The organism is Bradyrhizobium sp. USDA 4541, assembly GCF_024171085.1.
In the GTDB taxonomy this organism is placed as follows: domain Bacteria; phylum Pseudomonadota; class Alphaproteobacteria; order Rhizobiales; family Xanthobacteraceae; genus Bradyrhizobium; species Bradyrhizobium australafricanum.
Genome location: NZ_JALJZF010000001.1, coordinates 570,806 through 586,450, shown reverse-complemented (window position 1 = coordinate 586,450; position 15,645 = coordinate 570,806). Strand labels below are relative to the sequence as shown.

The 15,645-nt window shown below is 57.4% G+C and carries 11 protein-coding genes and 1 pseudogene; 7 read left to right on the top strand and 5 right to left on the bottom strand.

Going from position 1 to position 15,645, the window contains the following annotated elements; all coding sequences use genetic code 11:
• Window positions 1–10: 10 nt before the first annotated feature.
• Window positions 11–364 carry an IS66 family insertion sequence element accessory protein TnpB gene (tnpB, locus tag J2R80_RS02855; protein ID WP_253637931.1) on the bottom strand — a complete coding sequence of 118 codons (354 nt, stop codon included), beginning with the start codon at window positions 362–364 and terminating at the stop codon, window positions 11–13.
• A complete protein-coding gene (locus J2R80_RS02850; RefSeq protein ID WP_309143744.1) occupies window positions 345–695 on the bottom strand; it encodes an IS66 family insertion sequence element accessory protein TnpB in 351 nt (116 codons plus the stop codon). Before J2R80_RS02850 ends, tnpB (J2R80_RS02855) begins: the two co-directional genes overlap by 20 nt.
• 109 nt (window positions 696–804) lie before the next feature.
• On the opposite strand from J2R80_RS02850, the gene J2R80_RS02845 reads away from it, so the two are divergent.
• From J2R80_RS02845 to J2R80_RS02835, 3 genes are all read left to right on the top strand, one after another.
• Complete coding sequence (locus J2R80_RS02845; protein WP_253606702.1) at window positions 805–1,155, top strand: transposase; 351 nt, start codon at window positions 805–807, stop codon at window positions 1,153–1,155.
• On the top strand, window positions 1,152–1,496 hold the full coding sequence (gene tnpB, locus J2R80_RS02840; RefSeq protein ID WP_027583889.1) for an IS66 family insertion sequence element accessory protein TnpB: 345 nt from the start codon (window positions 1,152–1,154) through the stop codon (window positions 1,494–1,496). Before J2R80_RS02845 ends, tnpB (J2R80_RS02840) begins: the two co-directional genes overlap by 4 nt.
• A gap of 74 nt (window positions 1,497–1,570) precedes the next feature.
• Window positions 1,571–3,163 (top strand): IS66 family transposase, encoded by a 1,593-nt coding sequence (locus J2R80_RS02835; RefSeq protein WP_253604517.1) that lies wholly within the window; start codon window positions 1,571–1,573, stop codon window positions 3,161–3,163.
• A 19-nt stretch (window positions 3,164–3,182) separates the two neighbouring features.
• On the opposite strand, the pseudogene J2R80_RS02830 reads toward J2R80_RS02835, so the two are convergent.
• A pseudogene (locus J2R80_RS02830) lies at window positions 3,183–3,326 on the bottom strand (transposase); the annotation flags it as partial.
• A 664-nt stretch (window positions 3,327–3,990) separates the two neighbouring features.
• Here J2R80_RS02830 and J2R80_RS02825 point away from each other — a divergent pair.
• Window positions 3,991–4,209, top strand: coding sequence for a hypothetical protein (locus tag J2R80_RS02825; protein WP_253637930.1), 219 nt, complete (start codon window positions 3,991–3,993; stop codon window positions 4,207–4,209).
• A gap of 47 nt (window positions 4,210–4,256) precedes the next feature.
• On the opposite strand, the gene J2R80_RS02820 is transcribed toward J2R80_RS02825, so the two are convergent.
• Window positions 4,257–5,444, bottom strand: coding sequence for a triacylglycerol lipase (locus J2R80_RS02820; protein WP_253637929.1), 1,188 nt, complete (start codon window positions 5,442–5,444; stop codon window positions 4,257–4,259).
• Window positions 5,445–6,290: 846 nt separating this feature from the next.
• Window positions 6,291–13,013 carry a glycine-rich domain-containing protein gene (locus J2R80_RS43400; RefSeq protein ID WP_305884533.1) on the bottom strand — a complete coding sequence of 2,241 codons (6,723 nt, stop codon included), beginning with the start codon at window positions 13,011–13,013 and terminating at the stop codon, window positions 6,291–6,293.
• Window positions 13,014–13,171: 158 nt separating this feature from the next.
• Here J2R80_RS43400 and J2R80_RS02805 point away from each other — a divergent pair, with 158 nt between their 5' ends.
• From J2R80_RS02805 to J2R80_RS02795, 3 genes are read left to right on the top strand one after another with little or no spacing between them, the layout of a single operon-like run.
• Window positions 13,172–13,573: a transposase gene (locus J2R80_RS02805; RefSeq protein ID WP_139486052.1), complete on the top strand. Its 402-nt coding sequence runs from the start codon at window positions 13,172–13,174 to the stop codon at window positions 13,571–13,573.
• A complete protein-coding gene (tnpB, locus tag J2R80_RS02800) occupies window positions 13,570–13,917 on the top strand; it encodes an IS66 family insertion sequence element accessory protein TnpB (protein ID WP_092084175.1) in 348 nt (115 codons plus the stop codon). Before J2R80_RS02805 ends, tnpB (J2R80_RS02800) begins: the two co-directional genes overlap by 4 nt.
• A gap of 47 nt (window positions 13,918–13,964) precedes the next feature.
• A complete protein-coding gene (locus J2R80_RS02795) occupies window positions 13,965–15,629 on the top strand; it encodes an IS66 family transposase (protein ID WP_253637928.1) in 1,665 nt (554 codons plus the stop codon).
• Window positions 15,630–15,645: the final 16 nt, after the last annotated feature.

Below are 15,645 nucleotides of genomic sequence, written 5' to 3'. Positions count from 1 at the left end.
ACTCGAGAGCTCAGCCGGCAACCTGATATTGCCGTACTGGATGGCGGACCATCGCATCGATATCGATACCGTCGAGGATCCAGTGCAATTGCTCGGTCGTCAGCGTGACGACCGCCGCTTGGCGGCGCGGCCATCGGAACCTGTCCTCGGTCAGCCGCTTCAGGACCAGCACAAAGCCGGACCGGTCGAAGAACAACAACTTCATCCGGTCGCAACGGCGATTGCAGAACGCAAAAACCGCCGGCGCAAACGGATCGAGCGCCATCGTCTCCTGAACCAGAACCGCAAGGCTGTTGATGCCAGCTCGGAAGTCGATCGGCTCACGGTGCAGATAGACCTGCAGGTCACCGCCCAGTCTGAACATGGCCCAGGGCTCCAATGATCGCCGTCAATGCATCCACATCCCCGCATTCCAGCGCGAGCTTCACGCCATTCGGCAGCGACGCGCTCACTTTGGCCGGAGAACAAAAAGCTGGAGACCCCTTGGATTCCGACCCACCCACTTCATCGCAAGTCGCCGGCAAATCCACCGCCGCCACACTGCCTTGCCGCGACAAACCCCGCTCGGCGGTCCCCTCAAGGTGAACCGGGATGAACGCCGAGGGTGACGACGACGGCGCCGACCTGGCCGCGGCGTCCTTCTTGATCCACTTCCGAAGCAGGTTCGCGTTGACCCCATGTTCGGTAAGCGGCAAGGAGACCCCGTCTGGCGGAGGGGGTGAACGATCGGCTATCGGCTGCTAAGTTTGTGAGCCGATGTGAGCTTCTATGTCTGCGCCTAGTTCTGGAACTAGAACCTTCCATATGATCGAAGCGGTCGCCGACCGTCTTGAGGGAGCGCCGCGGCAGCTTCGCCGACGCTGGTCGGACGAGTTTAAGGCCCAAGTCGTGATGGAGGCGCTGGAGCCTGGCGCGAGCGTCTCGGCGATCGCCCGCCGGATCGGCATTCACCCGTCGCAGCTGTTCGCCTGGCGCCGTGACGCTCGGGCCGAGCGGCGGCGTTATCGCTCACGGCACTCGAGTTGCGAGGGTGTGGTGGCGCCTGTGGCAGGCGCGGTGATCGAGATTGCCATTGGCGAGGTGATCGTGCGCGCCGGCGTGGACGTCGACGAGGCGCAGTTGCAGCGGGTGATCCGGGCGGTCCGTTCGGCATGATCCCCTCCGGCGTGAAGGTGTTCCTGGCGAGCCATCCAGTCGACTTCCGCAAGGGTATCGATGGCCTTGTTGCGCTGGTGCGCGATGCCGGCTCAGATCCGTTCGACGGTGCGCTTTATGTGTTCCGCGCCAAAAGAGCCGACCGAATAAAGATCGTATGGTGGGATGGCTCCGGCGTGTGCCTCTATTTAAAACGGCTTGAGAAGGCGAGGTTCTGCTGGCCGCGGATCGGGCATCATCGGGTGCAGCTGAATGCTGCGCAGTTGATGGCACTGGTGGATGGGATGGACTGGAAGCGGGTCCGGACCGCGGCGGTCAAGCCGCCGGAGATTGTTGGGTAAAAGCACTGCGGCGAAGTGAATCAGCGGCCTGAAAGGGCAAGAGAACCGGGGCAAAATGTGCTCTGGTCGGGTCAATGACGCCGCCCGATCTCAGCCTCCCGAATGACGTAGAGACGCTGAAAGCCATGGTGCTTGCCATGGCCGAGAAAGCGGCCCGCGCCGATGCTCTGGAGAGCGAAGTCGCCGATCTCAAGGCCCGCAACGCCGATGCCGATGCGCGCATCGAGCGGCTGACGCAAATCCTGAAGGCCTTCGACCGCGCCCGGTTCGGCCGACGATCGGAGAAGCTCGGCTCGGCGAACGGCGACGATGAACAGCAGGCCCTCGTCTTCGAGGAGATCGAGACCGGCATCGCCGCGATCAAGGCCCAGGTCAGCAAGGGCCGTGCGCAGGCGGATGGCAAGCGTGCACCGCGTCGGCGCAAGGGCTTTGCGCCCCATCTGGAACGGATCGAAACCGTCATTGAGCCGGAAGAGCTGGCTGAGCATGCCGGCAAGCAGAAGGTGCTGATCGGCGAGGACGTGTCGGAGCGCCTGGATGTGGTGCCGGCGAAGTTCCGGGTGATCGTCACGCGCCGTCCCAGGTATGCCTTCAAGAACGCGGACGGCGTCATCCAGGCGCCGGCCCCGGCCCATATCATTGAAGGAGGCATTCCGACGGAAGCGCTTCTGGCCCAGATAGCCGTCGCCAAATATGCCGATGGCCTGCCGCTCTACCGGCAGGAGGCTATCTACGCCCGCGATCATGTCGAGCTCGACCGCCAGCTGATGGCGCAATGGATGGGCAAGCTCGGCTTCGAGCTCGAGATCGTGGCCGACTACATCTTCAGCGAGGTCAAGAAGGCCGAACGGGTCTTTGCCGACGAAACCACTTTGCCGACGCTCGCTCCGGGCTCCGGATCGACAAAGACGGCCTACTTATGGGCCTATGCCCGGGATGACCGAACCTTTGGCCGCAGCGGTCCCCCGATGGTGGCTTATCGCTTCGAAGACAGCCGCTCCGGCGAATGCGCGGTCCGCCATCTCAATGGTTATCGCGGCATCCTGCAAGTGGATGGCTATGCCGCCTATAACAAGCTCGCGCGATCCGATCGCGGCAATGATGGCATCACATTGGCTGGCTGCTGGTCACACTGCAGACGCAAGTTCTACGAGCTGCATGTTGCAGGGAGCTCGGAAGTGGCAACGGCGACGGTCGAGCGGATGGCAAGGCTCTGGCAGGTCGAGAAGACCGTGCGCGGTCAAAGCCCCGACGCTCGCGTTGCCGCGCGCCGGCAAGCCTCCGCGGCGATCGTCGCAGATCTCTTCGATCTCTGGCAGCAGACCTTGCGGCGGATCTCCGGCAAATCAAAACTGGCTGAGGCGATCCGCTATGCCGTCTCGCGCCGTGCCATCTTCGAACGCTTCCTGACCGATGGTCGCATCGAGCTCGACTCCAACGTCGTCGAACGCGCCATCAGGCCACTAACAATCACGAGAAAGAATAGCCTCTTCGCTGGCAGCGACGGCGGCGGACGAACCTGGGCGACCATCGCAACGCTGCTGCAGACGGCGAAAATGAACAACGTCGATCCGTTCGCCTGGCTCGCCTTAACACTTCAGCGTATCGCCAACGGCTGGCCGAGCAGCCAAATCGACGCGCTTATGCCATGGAACCACGCAGCCTGACGGCCTCAGCTTGCCGCTTACCATGTTCGAGCGCAAGTCTCGATACCGAAACGCCAGGCTCAAGGCAGGCCGCCACAAGACGCTCTTTCGATGCCGCCTCGTAGCGCCGGCGACCGTTCCGGCCAACAAGCCTGACCCGCAGTTTCTGATCATCCGCTGCCATCACAAGGTGTCCACCTATTTTAGTGGACACCTCATGCATCAGAGCACTCAAAAGCAAAAGGTGCGGAGAAATTCGCGCTTACGAAGAAACGCCGGCGGGAGCGCTGACTTCAGCAGGGGTCGAACTTCCGTCGGTCGAGGTTGCGTCTACCTGCGCCAAGGCAGGTCGCACGACGAGAAATACGACTGCAAGGACGCACGCAATAAGCGTGCTGGAAGCTGCAAATGCGACGACACGCAATTTCATGCATTCAGTGTACTACTAGATTCCGACGCGTTCCTGAACATTGGGGATAGCTTGTCGCTCGCTCCGAGTGCTGCTCGGGAGCATAAGTGGCGTGGTCACGAGCCGCGTTCTTATCTCACCGCCTTCATCGCTCTTATGACGATCGCAAACGACATCCGCCGCATCTTACCCACAAATAGATATTGAGTGCGCCGCAATCACACGTTTAGTATTGCGATGCATTGTTCCGTAACCCAGCTTTGGGATTTGCGGCTTTGAAGAAGCTCTTGGAAACACTGCACCAATCACATACCGCGAATACGTTGATAGAAAACGTAAGCCATCCGGATTGTTTGATCGGGTTACTCGCCTTCGCCTTTAGCAGTCAGATGTTCTACACCTATTTGTTCTTTGCCCGCTCTTGGTGCTCATAGCGATAATGAACGTTTTCGCAGGCGTTGATCTTGACTTCAATGGCAGGCATTTCACGGTCCTGGCTTCTATCGTCTTCGGCGCGACGTGCATTTACGGCATCATCGCCACAATCCAATGCGAGTTCAGTCTCTCCTACTTAGACGCTCTGGAATTTCTCGCCTACAGTTTGGGGACGAGCGCTGGCCTGAAATTGGCCCGTGGTCTGGGCGTGGGCGGAAAATGAGAACGAGAAGGGTGAGATGGACGCAGCAAGATGCCGGCGATATCGGATCAGCTACATTCACTAGGATGCTTCTGAAGAGTTTCAATCGTCCAGTGCTGTATTGCGCGAATTGCGTCCGATTGCTGGTAGCTCCAACTATGTGTCATATCGCCTATATCTTGTGTGTGATCACTCCAATCAATGTGGATCAGTGGGTAACTACCAAACGGCACTGGCTCAACGGCGAACTCAACCATTAATCCTGCAGCAATGTTCTTCCAGCCGAAGCTTCTAGCGGTTAGCACCTGCGCCAACAGAATCATACCGGCAGTGATTCCAAATATGATGAAAGCAATCGGCAACACAACAGTGACAAAGAAAAACGCAGCGCCCGTCGCGATGTCGTAAGGATCGCCGCCCTTGAGATAAATGCTTAGCAATTGAATAGGGCCAAGGCCTGTGGATTTGTAGTAGCGCAAGCCTTCAGGAAAATACTTAAGCAAAAGAGAAAAACACAGTAGTCCACCAACGGCTGCGATGACTGGAAACTTAAGCAATGGGTCGCTGATGATTTCAAGAAGGCGAAATAACTTCATCGTAATCCAAGAGAAGAATTGTGTCGCAGAAAGAGCGGCTGCAGCTTCGTCTCCCGAGTGCCTCAAGAACAGGTAATTGCCATTGGGAATATCGACGGTTTGTGCGCGACGTGTCGTTTCGGCAAGTGCTTTAGGATCAAAATCCCTCAACATATAGAGATACCATAGCAAGGGGGTAACAACGAAAAAAAGAACAGTTGTGAAGATCCACTGAAAGATTGAAGTTCGGAGGTCCTTCATTGCTTCCGCTGCCACCCAAAGCGGAACGATTATGAAATACGAAAGAAGCAACAAAATGCGGCGCCTACTGCTGCGGAGGCGTATGGCCACGAATGGTACAGATAAGAACGCGCAGCCAGATAGACATCTGCCCAGGGCGGCGTGTGACTTTAGGAAATATGCTGCAGCGCTTCCACCATGGCTGTGAGCGATTACGATAATCCTTTCGTTTGGTTGATCTACACGTATCTCCTGTACTGCTCTGGCGAGTTTGCTTGCAGCTTTGGCTCGGTGCTGAGCGCTATTTCTGCCAGACCACGTTACCTCTTTAACCTTTGCGTCCTCGCCAACCGAGTTTGCAGCTTCCGTCAGACCTTGCTGCAATATTGGCCATAACGCACGCTTCGCAAAAGTTCCGTGCACCAAAATGAACGTGGCCATTGGGGTGAGACCCTTCTTCTTTGGACCGCCCGAAGCTAGCCGCTACCACCGTCGCCGAACGACTGAATGCATGGTTGACCGCCTCGCGCTTGCAAAACGTCGCGTCCAGAGTGCGTTTCAACGGCGGGTATCGTGCGCTGAAATTGGGTCGCCATCAAGCATTGGCGTTAGATGAGTATAGGCGCCGCTTACCCCTGATCACACCCCTAGCACCCCTAGAGACAACCTCTGAAACCGTGTCTAGGGGTACGATCCAGGGGAGATCGCGCGGAAAAGCAAACACCGCCAAAGGCTTCAGCGTTTAGCTCCCGGCATCATTCCCGCCCCGACTCTCTACGTCGTAGAGCACTTACGTGCTTCCTCCGATCTACCGATCGTTGGACGACGTATCGGATACCCACCAACTGATCGCGGTTCTCCAGCTCTTCAAGGAGTCTTCGCCGCACGAGGAGACGAGGACAACTATGAACAGTTGAGCAGCGGGATGTCGGCGTTGGCCGAATTCATCAAGGCGAAGCGCAGCCTAATAGGAATAATTTTGAACGATAACCACAACGCTACCGAAGCTCATAAGAATGTCAGTTATACTTTCGATCATAATCCGGAGCGGAGGTTACGTCATCGGGCGAAGTAAAGGATCAGGCCAAACGCAATGGCGGCAAGACCCGCCGCGACTAGCTTGAAAGGGGCTATGTACCTTCCGATAAGGTACCTGTCCTTTTCAGAGAGAGTTCTCTTGTCAAAGTCAGAGTCCTTCGAAACATCCTCTTTTATAACACCTGTCATTTTCAGAGCGCCGTACACAAGCGCGACGAAGCCAGCAACAATTAAGAGTATCGACATACATTATTTGGACTTACTCGCTGATAAACTCGACACATAAGCTGATAAAGCGGCGACCACCCGTGACAAATTCGTGACAAGTTGGTTGTAACTTGCCCCACCCGAAGAGTACGATGCACCTCCTTGGGATCGGGTACCCGCAGTAGAAGCGCGTGTCACGTTCGAGTTGCCGGACGCACCTGGTCCCGATGATTTGGTTGAATTGCCGCTGAAAAGTATCGTCTTCTTTGCGTTGGGGTTCTGGCTATCGTTGTACGTCTTGTAGATCTGATCACTAAAATACGTGTCGAGCGCGTCGCCAGTCGCTGTTAGTACACTCAATGCGTTGCCCGCGGTCTTCAATCCGACGGCCGCGGCCCTCGCCCCCACGGCCGTTAGAGCCAAGTCGTACCCCGCCTTGAAATTTGTCTGATCCTTCCACTGCTGGGGCACGACGCTGCCGTACTTGAAATTCATATTGTATACGTCGTAGGCATCAACGGCGAGCGAAGCGGCCCCATATACGGCTAGTATTCCCAAAAGTGGGATAATCTTTCCATCGGGGTCTTTTTGGATGATGGGATTGTTTCGCCCATAGCTAGATGAGTTCGCAAGTTGCGGGTCGGCAAGGAATGTCTGTTGGTCTCTACCGGTGACTTGTTTCACCTGATTGGGATCGCCTACTGCCAGGAACGACGGGTCCTCCGATAGAAACTGCCCTCGGCTTGGATCATAGTAACGAGCATTCAGATAATCTAACGAGCTCGGGTCCGCGAATTGCCCGATATACTGACGGTTTTCAACCCTTTGTCCGGTGCTGATCCTCGTTGCCCCGTATGGGAAATAATCGAGAGTTTGCACGACCGTACCGCTCGCATCAGTAACGACATTGGTGCTCCCCAAGTGATCTGGATGCACATAGCACGTCTGGGCGCTACCTGTCGCCATTCCGCTCGCAAACTGCTGATCGACGGTCGAGGCGAGCGTATCGTTGTTGAACACGTATGAGGTTGTCGTCGAGAATTTCGCGCCGCTTCCCGTCGATGACGCAACGCTGTACCACTTGAATGGATAGATCGTCGTCGTTGACGTGCCGGTCTGTGAGACACGGGCGCCAGTCCAATCGTAAGCGTAGGTAGTTGTTGCACCTGCGACGCCGAGCGCGATCAGACGATTTGCATAATCGTAAACATATGTTGTGCTTGTGCCGTCAGTGGTCTTTTGGATGAGATTGCCGTTGTTGTCGTAGCTGAAAGTGCTTGTGCTATAGCCACTTGACAGAGTAGTAACGGCGTGGGGATTTGCGTAGCCAGCCGTGCCTGGATAGACATAGGTTGAACTCGCTCCCCCACTGAACAGGCTTAGAATACTGCCGAGGACGTCGTATCCGTACTGCTGTCTGTATGGCGACGAGGAGGCCGCAGTCGTTGAAGCCGATTGAAGGTGGTTCAGGGCATCATATGAGAAGGTCGTCGTCGCCGCTGAGAGTGCAGTAGCCGGATTGGCGATCTGCGTCATGTTGCCAACGGCGTCGTATGTGTACCCGTAGTTTTGAATTTTAGAGCCGCCCTTGCCGCGCGTTTGCAGCTGCGAAAGCCTATAGATCGCGTTGGCGTCATACGTGCGAGAAGTTGACGCGCCGCTTCCGAAGACTATCGTCTTGACGTGATCGGCTGGCGAATAGTCGATGCTGCTAACGATATCGCTGAATGATCCGCCTAACGGCTTGCGTTGGACACGCGTCGGATAGCCTGGACGACCGTATGTCACGTTGACCTGGGTGGCATTAGGATACGTCAGGCCTGTTATATTCCCTTGCCGATCGTACGTGTATTGCATGTTGTATGCACTGCCGAGGATCGTAGTTGTCGCCGATGTAATGTGCCCAAGGATGTCGTATGCATTGGTCGTTGTCGCGGATGGGGAAGATGCAGAGCAGAGGTACCCGATGCCGTTGGTGCAGTTGTCGTACGCGAGCGTAACCTCAGTCCCCGCTTGACCGGTATAGTCCTCCGTCACCATACGGTTGAGGGCGTCGTGCGTGCGATTGACGACCTGGTTCTTCGGATCGGTCTGCGATGTCAGATTACCTTGGTCGTCATACGTGTACGACCAAGTGCCGAATGTCGCGTCGCTGGGCGCATGGAGGTCCTGAGCGCTCGTGCGGCGGCTGAGACCATCGTGTGTAAAGTGACGAACATTGCCGAGGCCGTCGGTCGTTGTCGCAAGATTGTTGAGCGGATCGTATTCGTACGTCGTGGTCGCGAGGGTCGAGCCATGCTCGACGACATTGACGAGATTGCCGAACGCGTCGGACCAATAGTCTTTCACGTTACCGTTCGGATCGGTCGTGGTCGTGGTCCACTTGCCGTATGCATTCGTCGTTGTTCCCACTGCGTTCACGACAGTTAGGGGGCGCTGGAGAGCGTCATAGGTAGTGGAGGTGAAGAGTGCGGAGGTCGTGGTCGCCGCTGTCGATGAGGCGTTCGATGAGAAATACGGCAGGCTCGCGGATGCTAAAAGGCCTGCGGGATTGTATGTGCGGTCAGATGCGATGTATGTGCCCGCTGTTTGAGAGGCTTTTCGATCCTGTACGATGCGGTTGAGGCCGTCGAAATATTGATAGGAATCGCTGGAGCTTGCCGCCTGCACATAGTCGAGGCGCTTGATGTACGAGAGCGTCGAGGTGCTGTCGACGTAGGCGTACTCGGTCGTGGTCGCGTATGAAGTCGGCGTACTTGTCGACGACACGGCGACTGCGGTCAATCTGCCGAGGCCGTCAAAGGTATTCTTAGTCAGCGAACTGTTAGGGTCGCTCGACCATTTTACCTGTCCATTGGAGGAGTTGTAGAGGAACTGGGTTTTTTGCAGGAGCGCGTTGGTCGTCGTTGCGGGGAAAAGATTGTAACCGTCATAGACGTACGACGTCGCATTGCCGTTGCGATCGGTCGAGGTCGCGACAAGGCCGTATGAATTGTATGTCTTTGTCGAGCTGGCGTATTGAGTGCCGGTGATCCAATCTTCCTGCCGCGTATTGTTGCCGAGCGAAACTTGGCCGAATGGAAGCGAGTCGTAGTAGAGTTTGGTGTCGCTTGTTGTTGCTGTAACTGTACTTGTTGAGTACGAGTAGGTCGCCCCGAAACCGTTCACAGTCCAAGTGCCACTCGAATTGAAGGTCCAAATATCGCTGCTTCCCGACGTTGTGTGACTGCCACCGCTCGCCGAAGAGATGGCACCCAACGGTGCAGCGATAATCACAACGCCTGATCCGCCCGGTTGACCTGCTGAAGCGGTTCCTGTGCCCGATCCGCCTCCGCCTCCACCAGTATTTGCTGCTCCCGAACTTATTCCTGAGTTGTTAGCGTTAGCACCCCCACTTCCACCTCCTCCAGAACCACCAGATCCTCCAGAGCCGTTATTGGCGCCACCTCCGCCGCCGCCAGCATAAGTTACGGAGCTTCCCGAAGCCGAACTAACGCTACCAGAGCCACCGTTTGCTCCATTAGTGTTTGAATTTGCGTCCTGGCCTACTGCGCCTGCTCCGCCCCCTCCTGCTCCCACATATCCGCCGACATGTGTTCCGCCATCATGACCCTCGCCTGACGTGCCACTACCTTTTGATCCCGAAGGAGCACCTGCACCCCCGCCTGATGCTCCCGATGCTCCACTAGCCGCTGATGTCCCACCGGCTCCCCCTCCGCCCCCGCCGTCGGACGTTATCGTATCGAACGAGCTTGCACCCCCACCGCCTCCTTGGCCACTCGTAGCCCCGCCAGAGCCGCCACTTCCCACCGTTACCGTGTACGCCTGGGCAAGTACGGTATGCGCATTGTCTTCGCGAAATCCTCCAGCTCCGCCACCTCCGCCACCGCCGGTACCATTCTGTCCACCACCGCCTCCGCCACCGCCCACAACTAGGACGTCCATCGCCGTCGATGTTGCTGATGAAGCGGTGACGGAAGACGTGGCGAACGCAGAACCCGACGCCTTCTCGACGACGACACTGAGATTAAGTGATGGAGCGTAGCCGTAGGTAAGTGCGGTAAAACGACCATCGGTGCCGATGTCGACGAACGTACCGTCTGCGCTCCCCAGCACTTCGCCGTAATCATACCGTTTGAGAAGATCATTGGTGGATGAGGAATAGGAAAATGTCGATGCCTTGTCGCGATGCGAGCCGTCGGATGCAAAATCTTCGGTAAGTTTTTGACCCAGGACAACGGCCGTACTGCTGCCGTGCACGATCGCACCCCAACGATAGTACGTGCGCTGCTTGAGATTTTTGGAGAGATCGAAAACGTCAGTCCGGAATGGATGATTGATTTGCGCGTACCCGTCACTTTGCTCACCATCAGCAGTCGATATGCTGTCGCCTTGGTCGAAGTGCGATGCGGTCACTGAATCGGGAGCTGTGGTCGTCGCAATGGCAAATCCGGCAAACTTGCGATCCCTTACATCCGACGGGAGGTACATCTTTCCACCAGCGTATGAGTACGTGGTAGTAGAAGTGTTTCCAAAACCGTCATTCGCGACCGTTTGAGTGACGACCAGAAGAGAGATTGGTAATTCGGGATTGGTACCGAGCTGAGCAGACGGCGTGTAGGTGACGCTCGTCGATCCGCCTTTCGCATTTGTTATTCTCGTAAGGACGTCCTGGCCCATCTGGCCATTGCCGGTCCAGTTCCCGAGCTCGTTGAACGTGAAGGCCTGCTCTCCGGCCCAGCCGGTCACAACGTTTGCAGTCGCGATATAGCCGGGTGCGTAGGCAGTGCTTGTTGCCCAGCCATTCCCCGTGTTTAGATACACCGCCTGCACGTCGGCGAGTTCAGGATACGGATCATACACAAACGAGGGAGTGCCGGTGACATAGCCGTGATATCCGCGAACCATATCGGGCAGACCGTCTCCGTTAATGTCAACGAACCGAATGCCCCTGTCGTAGTAGTGGTCGTAGTTGTGCGTGTAGCCGCTGCCGCTTGCAAAGAAGAGCGTGCTGGTTGGTATGGTCCATGCCGGGTCGGCTGAGGCCCAGCCCGTGCCCGTGTTCAGTTGAACGTACGTATTGCTCGTATCAGAAGAGACCCAATCATCGAGGCCATCGCCGTTTATATCAACGAGCTGCGAAGCGGCGGGCGTCGGTTGTGTCGTAGGGAATGCTTGAGCGGGAGCAAAGATTGTCGACGTGGAGACCCATGCTGAACCGTCGCCTAGATATGCAGCAGCACTCTGCCAGCCGGGAAGAGACGTTTCATAGTCCGGGAGTCCATCGCCGTTTACGTCACCGAAGACGCCGCCGGAAAGGATGAAGCTGCTGTTTTGAGTGGCAAAAATCGGAATAGTTGAATTTGTAGTGGTGCCAGCCCAAGAACCTCCCCAACCGCACCCTCCCGCAACGGAAGAGCTATTTATACTTACACTTTGGATCGTTTGCTCGAGCCCGGTACGAACATCCTGCCATCCTCGCACAACGTCCGGTTTGCCGTCGCCATTAACGTCAATGTAGCGCACACCTCGTTCAAGGGGAGAATAAGTGCTCGGCGGGTTTGAAGCCCAATAGTCGGGAGCACTGACATTTCCGCAGGAGGAGCTCTGTGCGTGAAGGGTCCCATCGGTATCAAACTTGTACAACGTGATCGCTTCATTCACTCCCTTTCCAACAGTATCCGCTGGCACATCTGCCTGGTTTAACAACGTGCCATTTTGATTGAAGAAGCTCGCAGATGAGCTGGCGTAACTAAAGGTCATCGCCGGAAGCGATGTAAGTACGCCGTTTTCGTCGTAGCCTTGCTGCTGGAAAGTGGTGAGCAACGAACGCTTCCCATTGACACCCGTACCGTACCCCAGAAGGTATTTGCGCACGGTGGTGCCGTTGAATAGCGCATCAATTTCTGAGATGCGATAGTTTGTCGTGACTTTAAAAGTGGGAGCGTAGCTGACGCGTGTGTCCGGCCGCGATGATGTCGCGAACGTTATCTGCGCGGGGCCATCAGTGCTTCCGTTGCCCGTATAAATAATTTGGTTTGGATAGAGCTGATTACTATCCCTGTTGTACGTGTATTTGACGTAGTTCCCGTTGGTGTCTCGTATCTCCTGCAACATCCATTTGAAGGTGTTGGTCGAAGCGCCAACACTGCTATCGTACAAGCGGCCGGTGTCGTCAGAACCGAAGGTGTATTTGTTCCCCTTCTTGTCGTACATGGTCCACGTATCGTTCGCGAACGAATACGAGTTGAACCGGCCTCCATCATCTACTTTCGCCGTATAAGAGCCGTTAGCGGCATTCGAGGTTTGAGTTGAGGCAGCGCTTTTGATCTCGATCGCGATCTCCTGCCAATCGCTGCTCGTGCCGCCGTGCGTCCATCCGAGCGTGTTTGATCCATGTGTGGTTGTCGTTAGCGTACCGAAGCCGTGTGACTCGTTGGGACCGGAGCCGCATTGTTCGGTTATTTGCGATACTTCCGGAGAATTTGGTGCCAGGGATTGTCCGAAGTCGTAATAGAGGTTGTCGTCTATAATCGAACTATCGGCAGTCGTCGTGATTGATAGCGACGGATTTCCACTTCCGCCGCTCGCGAAGCTTGTGGCACCAAACGGATTGGACGTGTCGCTACCCGTATAGGAAACCGCCGATCCCAAGCTGCCATGAGATGATGCAAAATTGATTACGACGTTATTGGTCCCACTCGTCGGATTAATGAGATACCAGGTTGCATTCGCGCCTCCCGGAGAACTCGTCGCAAGCGTCATCCCGACGCCAGCATAGGTGACGGTCGTTACGTCAGATGAGGCGAGTATATGAACGAGCAGGAGTGTTGAGGGTACGCATCCGACGGGGGCCGTCTTGCGTGATGGGTGGCAATTCGCGAAGCGTGTGGCCTTAAGTCTAGCTTTAAGGTCATCAGGCGATGCGGGTCGAGGTTTTGGGCGGGTTGGAGCGGCGGCGGCGCTGGTCGCAGGACGACAAGGCACGGATTGTCGAGGAGACATTGGCACCGGGCGCGAAGGTGACTGAGGTTGCGCGTCGCAATGGAGTAGCGGCCAGCCTGGTGTTTACCTGGCGTCGACAAGCACGGACATCGGAACAAGTTGTGCCATCTTTTACGCCGGTGCAGATCGCCGCCGTAGCGGCCTCGGCTGAGGAAGCTCCGAAGCTTTTGCCTACGGTTGATGGCCGAGTTCGCTCCGTGACAGCCGCGCGTACTGGATTGATAGAGATCGATCTCGGCAACCGACGGTGCATCCGGGTGGATGCGCACGTCGATCCGGAGGCGTTAGCGCGGGTCCTCGATGTGCTTGGACGCCGATGATTGCGATACCGGGGAATGTGCGAGTGTGGCTCGCGACAGGCTACACGGATATGCGCAGAGGCTTTCCGTCGCTGGCACTCCAAGTGCAGGAGGTGCTGCACAAAGACCCGCTCAGCGGTCATCTGTTCGTCTTCCGCGGTCGCCGCAGCGATCTTGTGAAGGCGATCTGGCACGATGGCCAGGGAGCCTGCTTGTTCACAAAAAGACTCGAGAGAGGAAAGTTCATCTGGCCATCGGTTACCGGAGAATCGGTAACGATCTCGCCGGCGCAGTTGAGCTATCTGCTGTCTGGAATCGATTGGCGTAACCCTCAAGAAACCCATCGGCCGACGCGGGTCGGATAGCCGCTTTTACGGTTTGAATCTGCTGCTTGATCTGATTCAATGGCTTCATGATATCGAAGCCGGACGATCTTCCATCGGACCTCGTCAGTGCCCTGGCGGCGCTGCAGGCCGAGCGTGAGGCACGGCTGCGAGCTGAGGCGGTGGCTGCCAATTGGCAGGCGCAAGCCGCGAATGCGCAGGCGCAACTGTCGGATACCGAGGCGCTGATCGCGCATCTCGAGTTGCGCATCGAGAAGCTGAAACGCGAACTGTACGGGCAACGCTCCGAACGCACGGCACGGCTGCTCGAGCAGTTGGAGCTAGAGCTGGAAGAGCTCGTCACCACAGCGAGCGAGGATGAGCTTGCCGCGCAGGCCGCAGCGGCGAAGACGCAGAACGTCCGCCCCTTCATGCGCAAGCGGCCGGTGCGCAAGCCGTGGCCGGACGACATCGAACGCGAGCGCGTCGTCATTGAGGCTCCAACGACCTGCGCCTGCTGTGGTGGATCGCGGTTGGCGAAGATCGGTGAGGATGTGACCGGGACGCTGGAGGAGATCCCGCGGCGCTTCAAGCTGATCGAGACGGTACGGGAGAAATTTACCTGCCGCGATTGCGAGAAGATCAGCCAGCCGCCGGCGCCGTTCCATGCCACGCCGCGTGGCTTCATCGGCCCACAATTGCTGGCGACGATGCTGTTCGACAAGTTCGGCATGCACATCCCGCTCAACCGCCAGAGTGCGCGCTTCAAGGCCGAGGGGATCGACCTGCCGTTGTCGACGCTGGCGGACCAGGTCGGCCACGGGACCTTCGCCGTCATGCCGCTCTTCCACTTGATCGAACGCCATGTGCTCGCGGCCGAGCGTCTTCATGGCGATGACACCACCATCCGTATCCTGGCGAAGGGCAAGTGCACGACCGGGCGGATCTGGACTTATGTGCGGGATGACCGGCCCTTCGCCGGGCCTGCGCCGCCGGCGGCGGTCTATTACGCCTCGAGCGATCGACGAGGCGAGCATCCCCAGAAGCATCTGGCGGCCTTCGCCGGTATCCTGCAAGCCGATTGCTACAACGGCTTCGAGCCGCTGTTCGACCCGCAGAAGAAGGCGCTGCCGATTACGCCGGCGTTTTGCTTTGCCCATGCGCGGCGGGGCTTCTTCGAGCTGGCTGACATCGAGAAAAATGCTCGGGAAGGCAAGAAGGGCAAGCCGGTCTCTCCGATCGCGCTGGAGGCGGTCAAGCGCCTCGATGCGTTGTTCGAGATCGAGCGCGCCATCAACGGCCGTGGCGCCGACGAGCGGCGCGCCGTGCGCCAGGAAAACAGCAAGCCGCTTCTCGAGGACATGCACGCTTGGCTGCTGCGTGAGCGCGAAACCCTCTCGCGCTCCTCCGAGGTCCTGAAGCCGATCAACTACATGCTCAGGCGCTGGGACGACTTCGCCCGCTTCCTCGACGATGGCAGGATCTGCTTGACCAACAATTGTGCCGAGCGCGCATTGAGAGGCATCGCATTGGGAAGGCGCAACTGGACCTTCGCCGGCAGCCAGCGTGGCGCCGACCGCGCCGCCATCATGCTGACGATGATCACGACCTGTCACCTCAACGACGTCGATCCCAAGGCCTGGCTTGCCGACGTCCTCGCCCGTATCGCCGATCTTCCCGCTTCGCGTCTGCACGAACTGCTGCCCTGGGAATGGAAACTCCTGCGCCAAGCCGCCGGTCAGCAGGCCGCCTGACCTTCACGCAACGCCA

What these genes read in the sequence shown, in the direction of transcription:
- tnpB (WP_253637931.1), bottom strand. Translation starts at nt 364, where the DNA reads ATGTTCAGACTGGGCGGTGACCTGCAGGTCTATCTGCACCGTGAGCCG.
- J2R80_RS02845 (WP_253606702.1), top strand. Translation starts at nt 805, where the DNA reads ATGATCGAAGCGGTCGCCGACCGTCTTGAGGGAGCGCCGCGGCAGCTT.
- tnpB (WP_027583889.1), top strand. Translation starts at nt 1,152, where the DNA reads ATGATCCCCTCCGGCGTGAAGGTGTTCCTGGCGAGCCATCCAGTCGAC.
- J2R80_RS02835 (WP_253604517.1), top strand. Translation starts at nt 1,571, where the DNA reads ATGACGCCGCCCGATCTCAGCCTCCCGAATGACGTAGAGACGCTGAAA.
- J2R80_RS02825 (WP_253637930.1), top strand. Translation starts at nt 3,991, where the DNA reads ATGAACGTTTTCGCAGGCGTTGATCTTGACTTCAATGGCAGGCATTTC.
- J2R80_RS02820 (WP_253637929.1), bottom strand. Translation starts at nt 5,444, where the DNA reads ATGGCCACGTTCATTTTGGTGCACGGAACTTTTGCGAAGCGTGCGTTA.
- J2R80_RS43400 (WP_305884533.1), bottom strand. Translation starts at nt 13,013, where the DNA reads ATGACGCTTGCGACGAGTTCTCCGGGAGGCGCGAATGCAACCTGGTAT.
- J2R80_RS02805 (WP_139486052.1), top strand. Translation starts at nt 13,172, where the DNA reads ATGCGGGTCGAGGTTTTGGGCGGGTTGGAGCGGCGGCGGCGCTGGTCG.
- tnpB (WP_092084175.1), top strand. Translation starts at nt 13,570, where the DNA reads ATGATTGCGATACCGGGGAATGTGCGAGTGTGGCTCGCGACAGGCTAC.
- J2R80_RS02795 (WP_253637928.1), top strand. Translation starts at nt 13,965, where the DNA reads ATGATATCGAAGCCGGACGATCTTCCATCGGACCTCGTCAGTGCCCTG.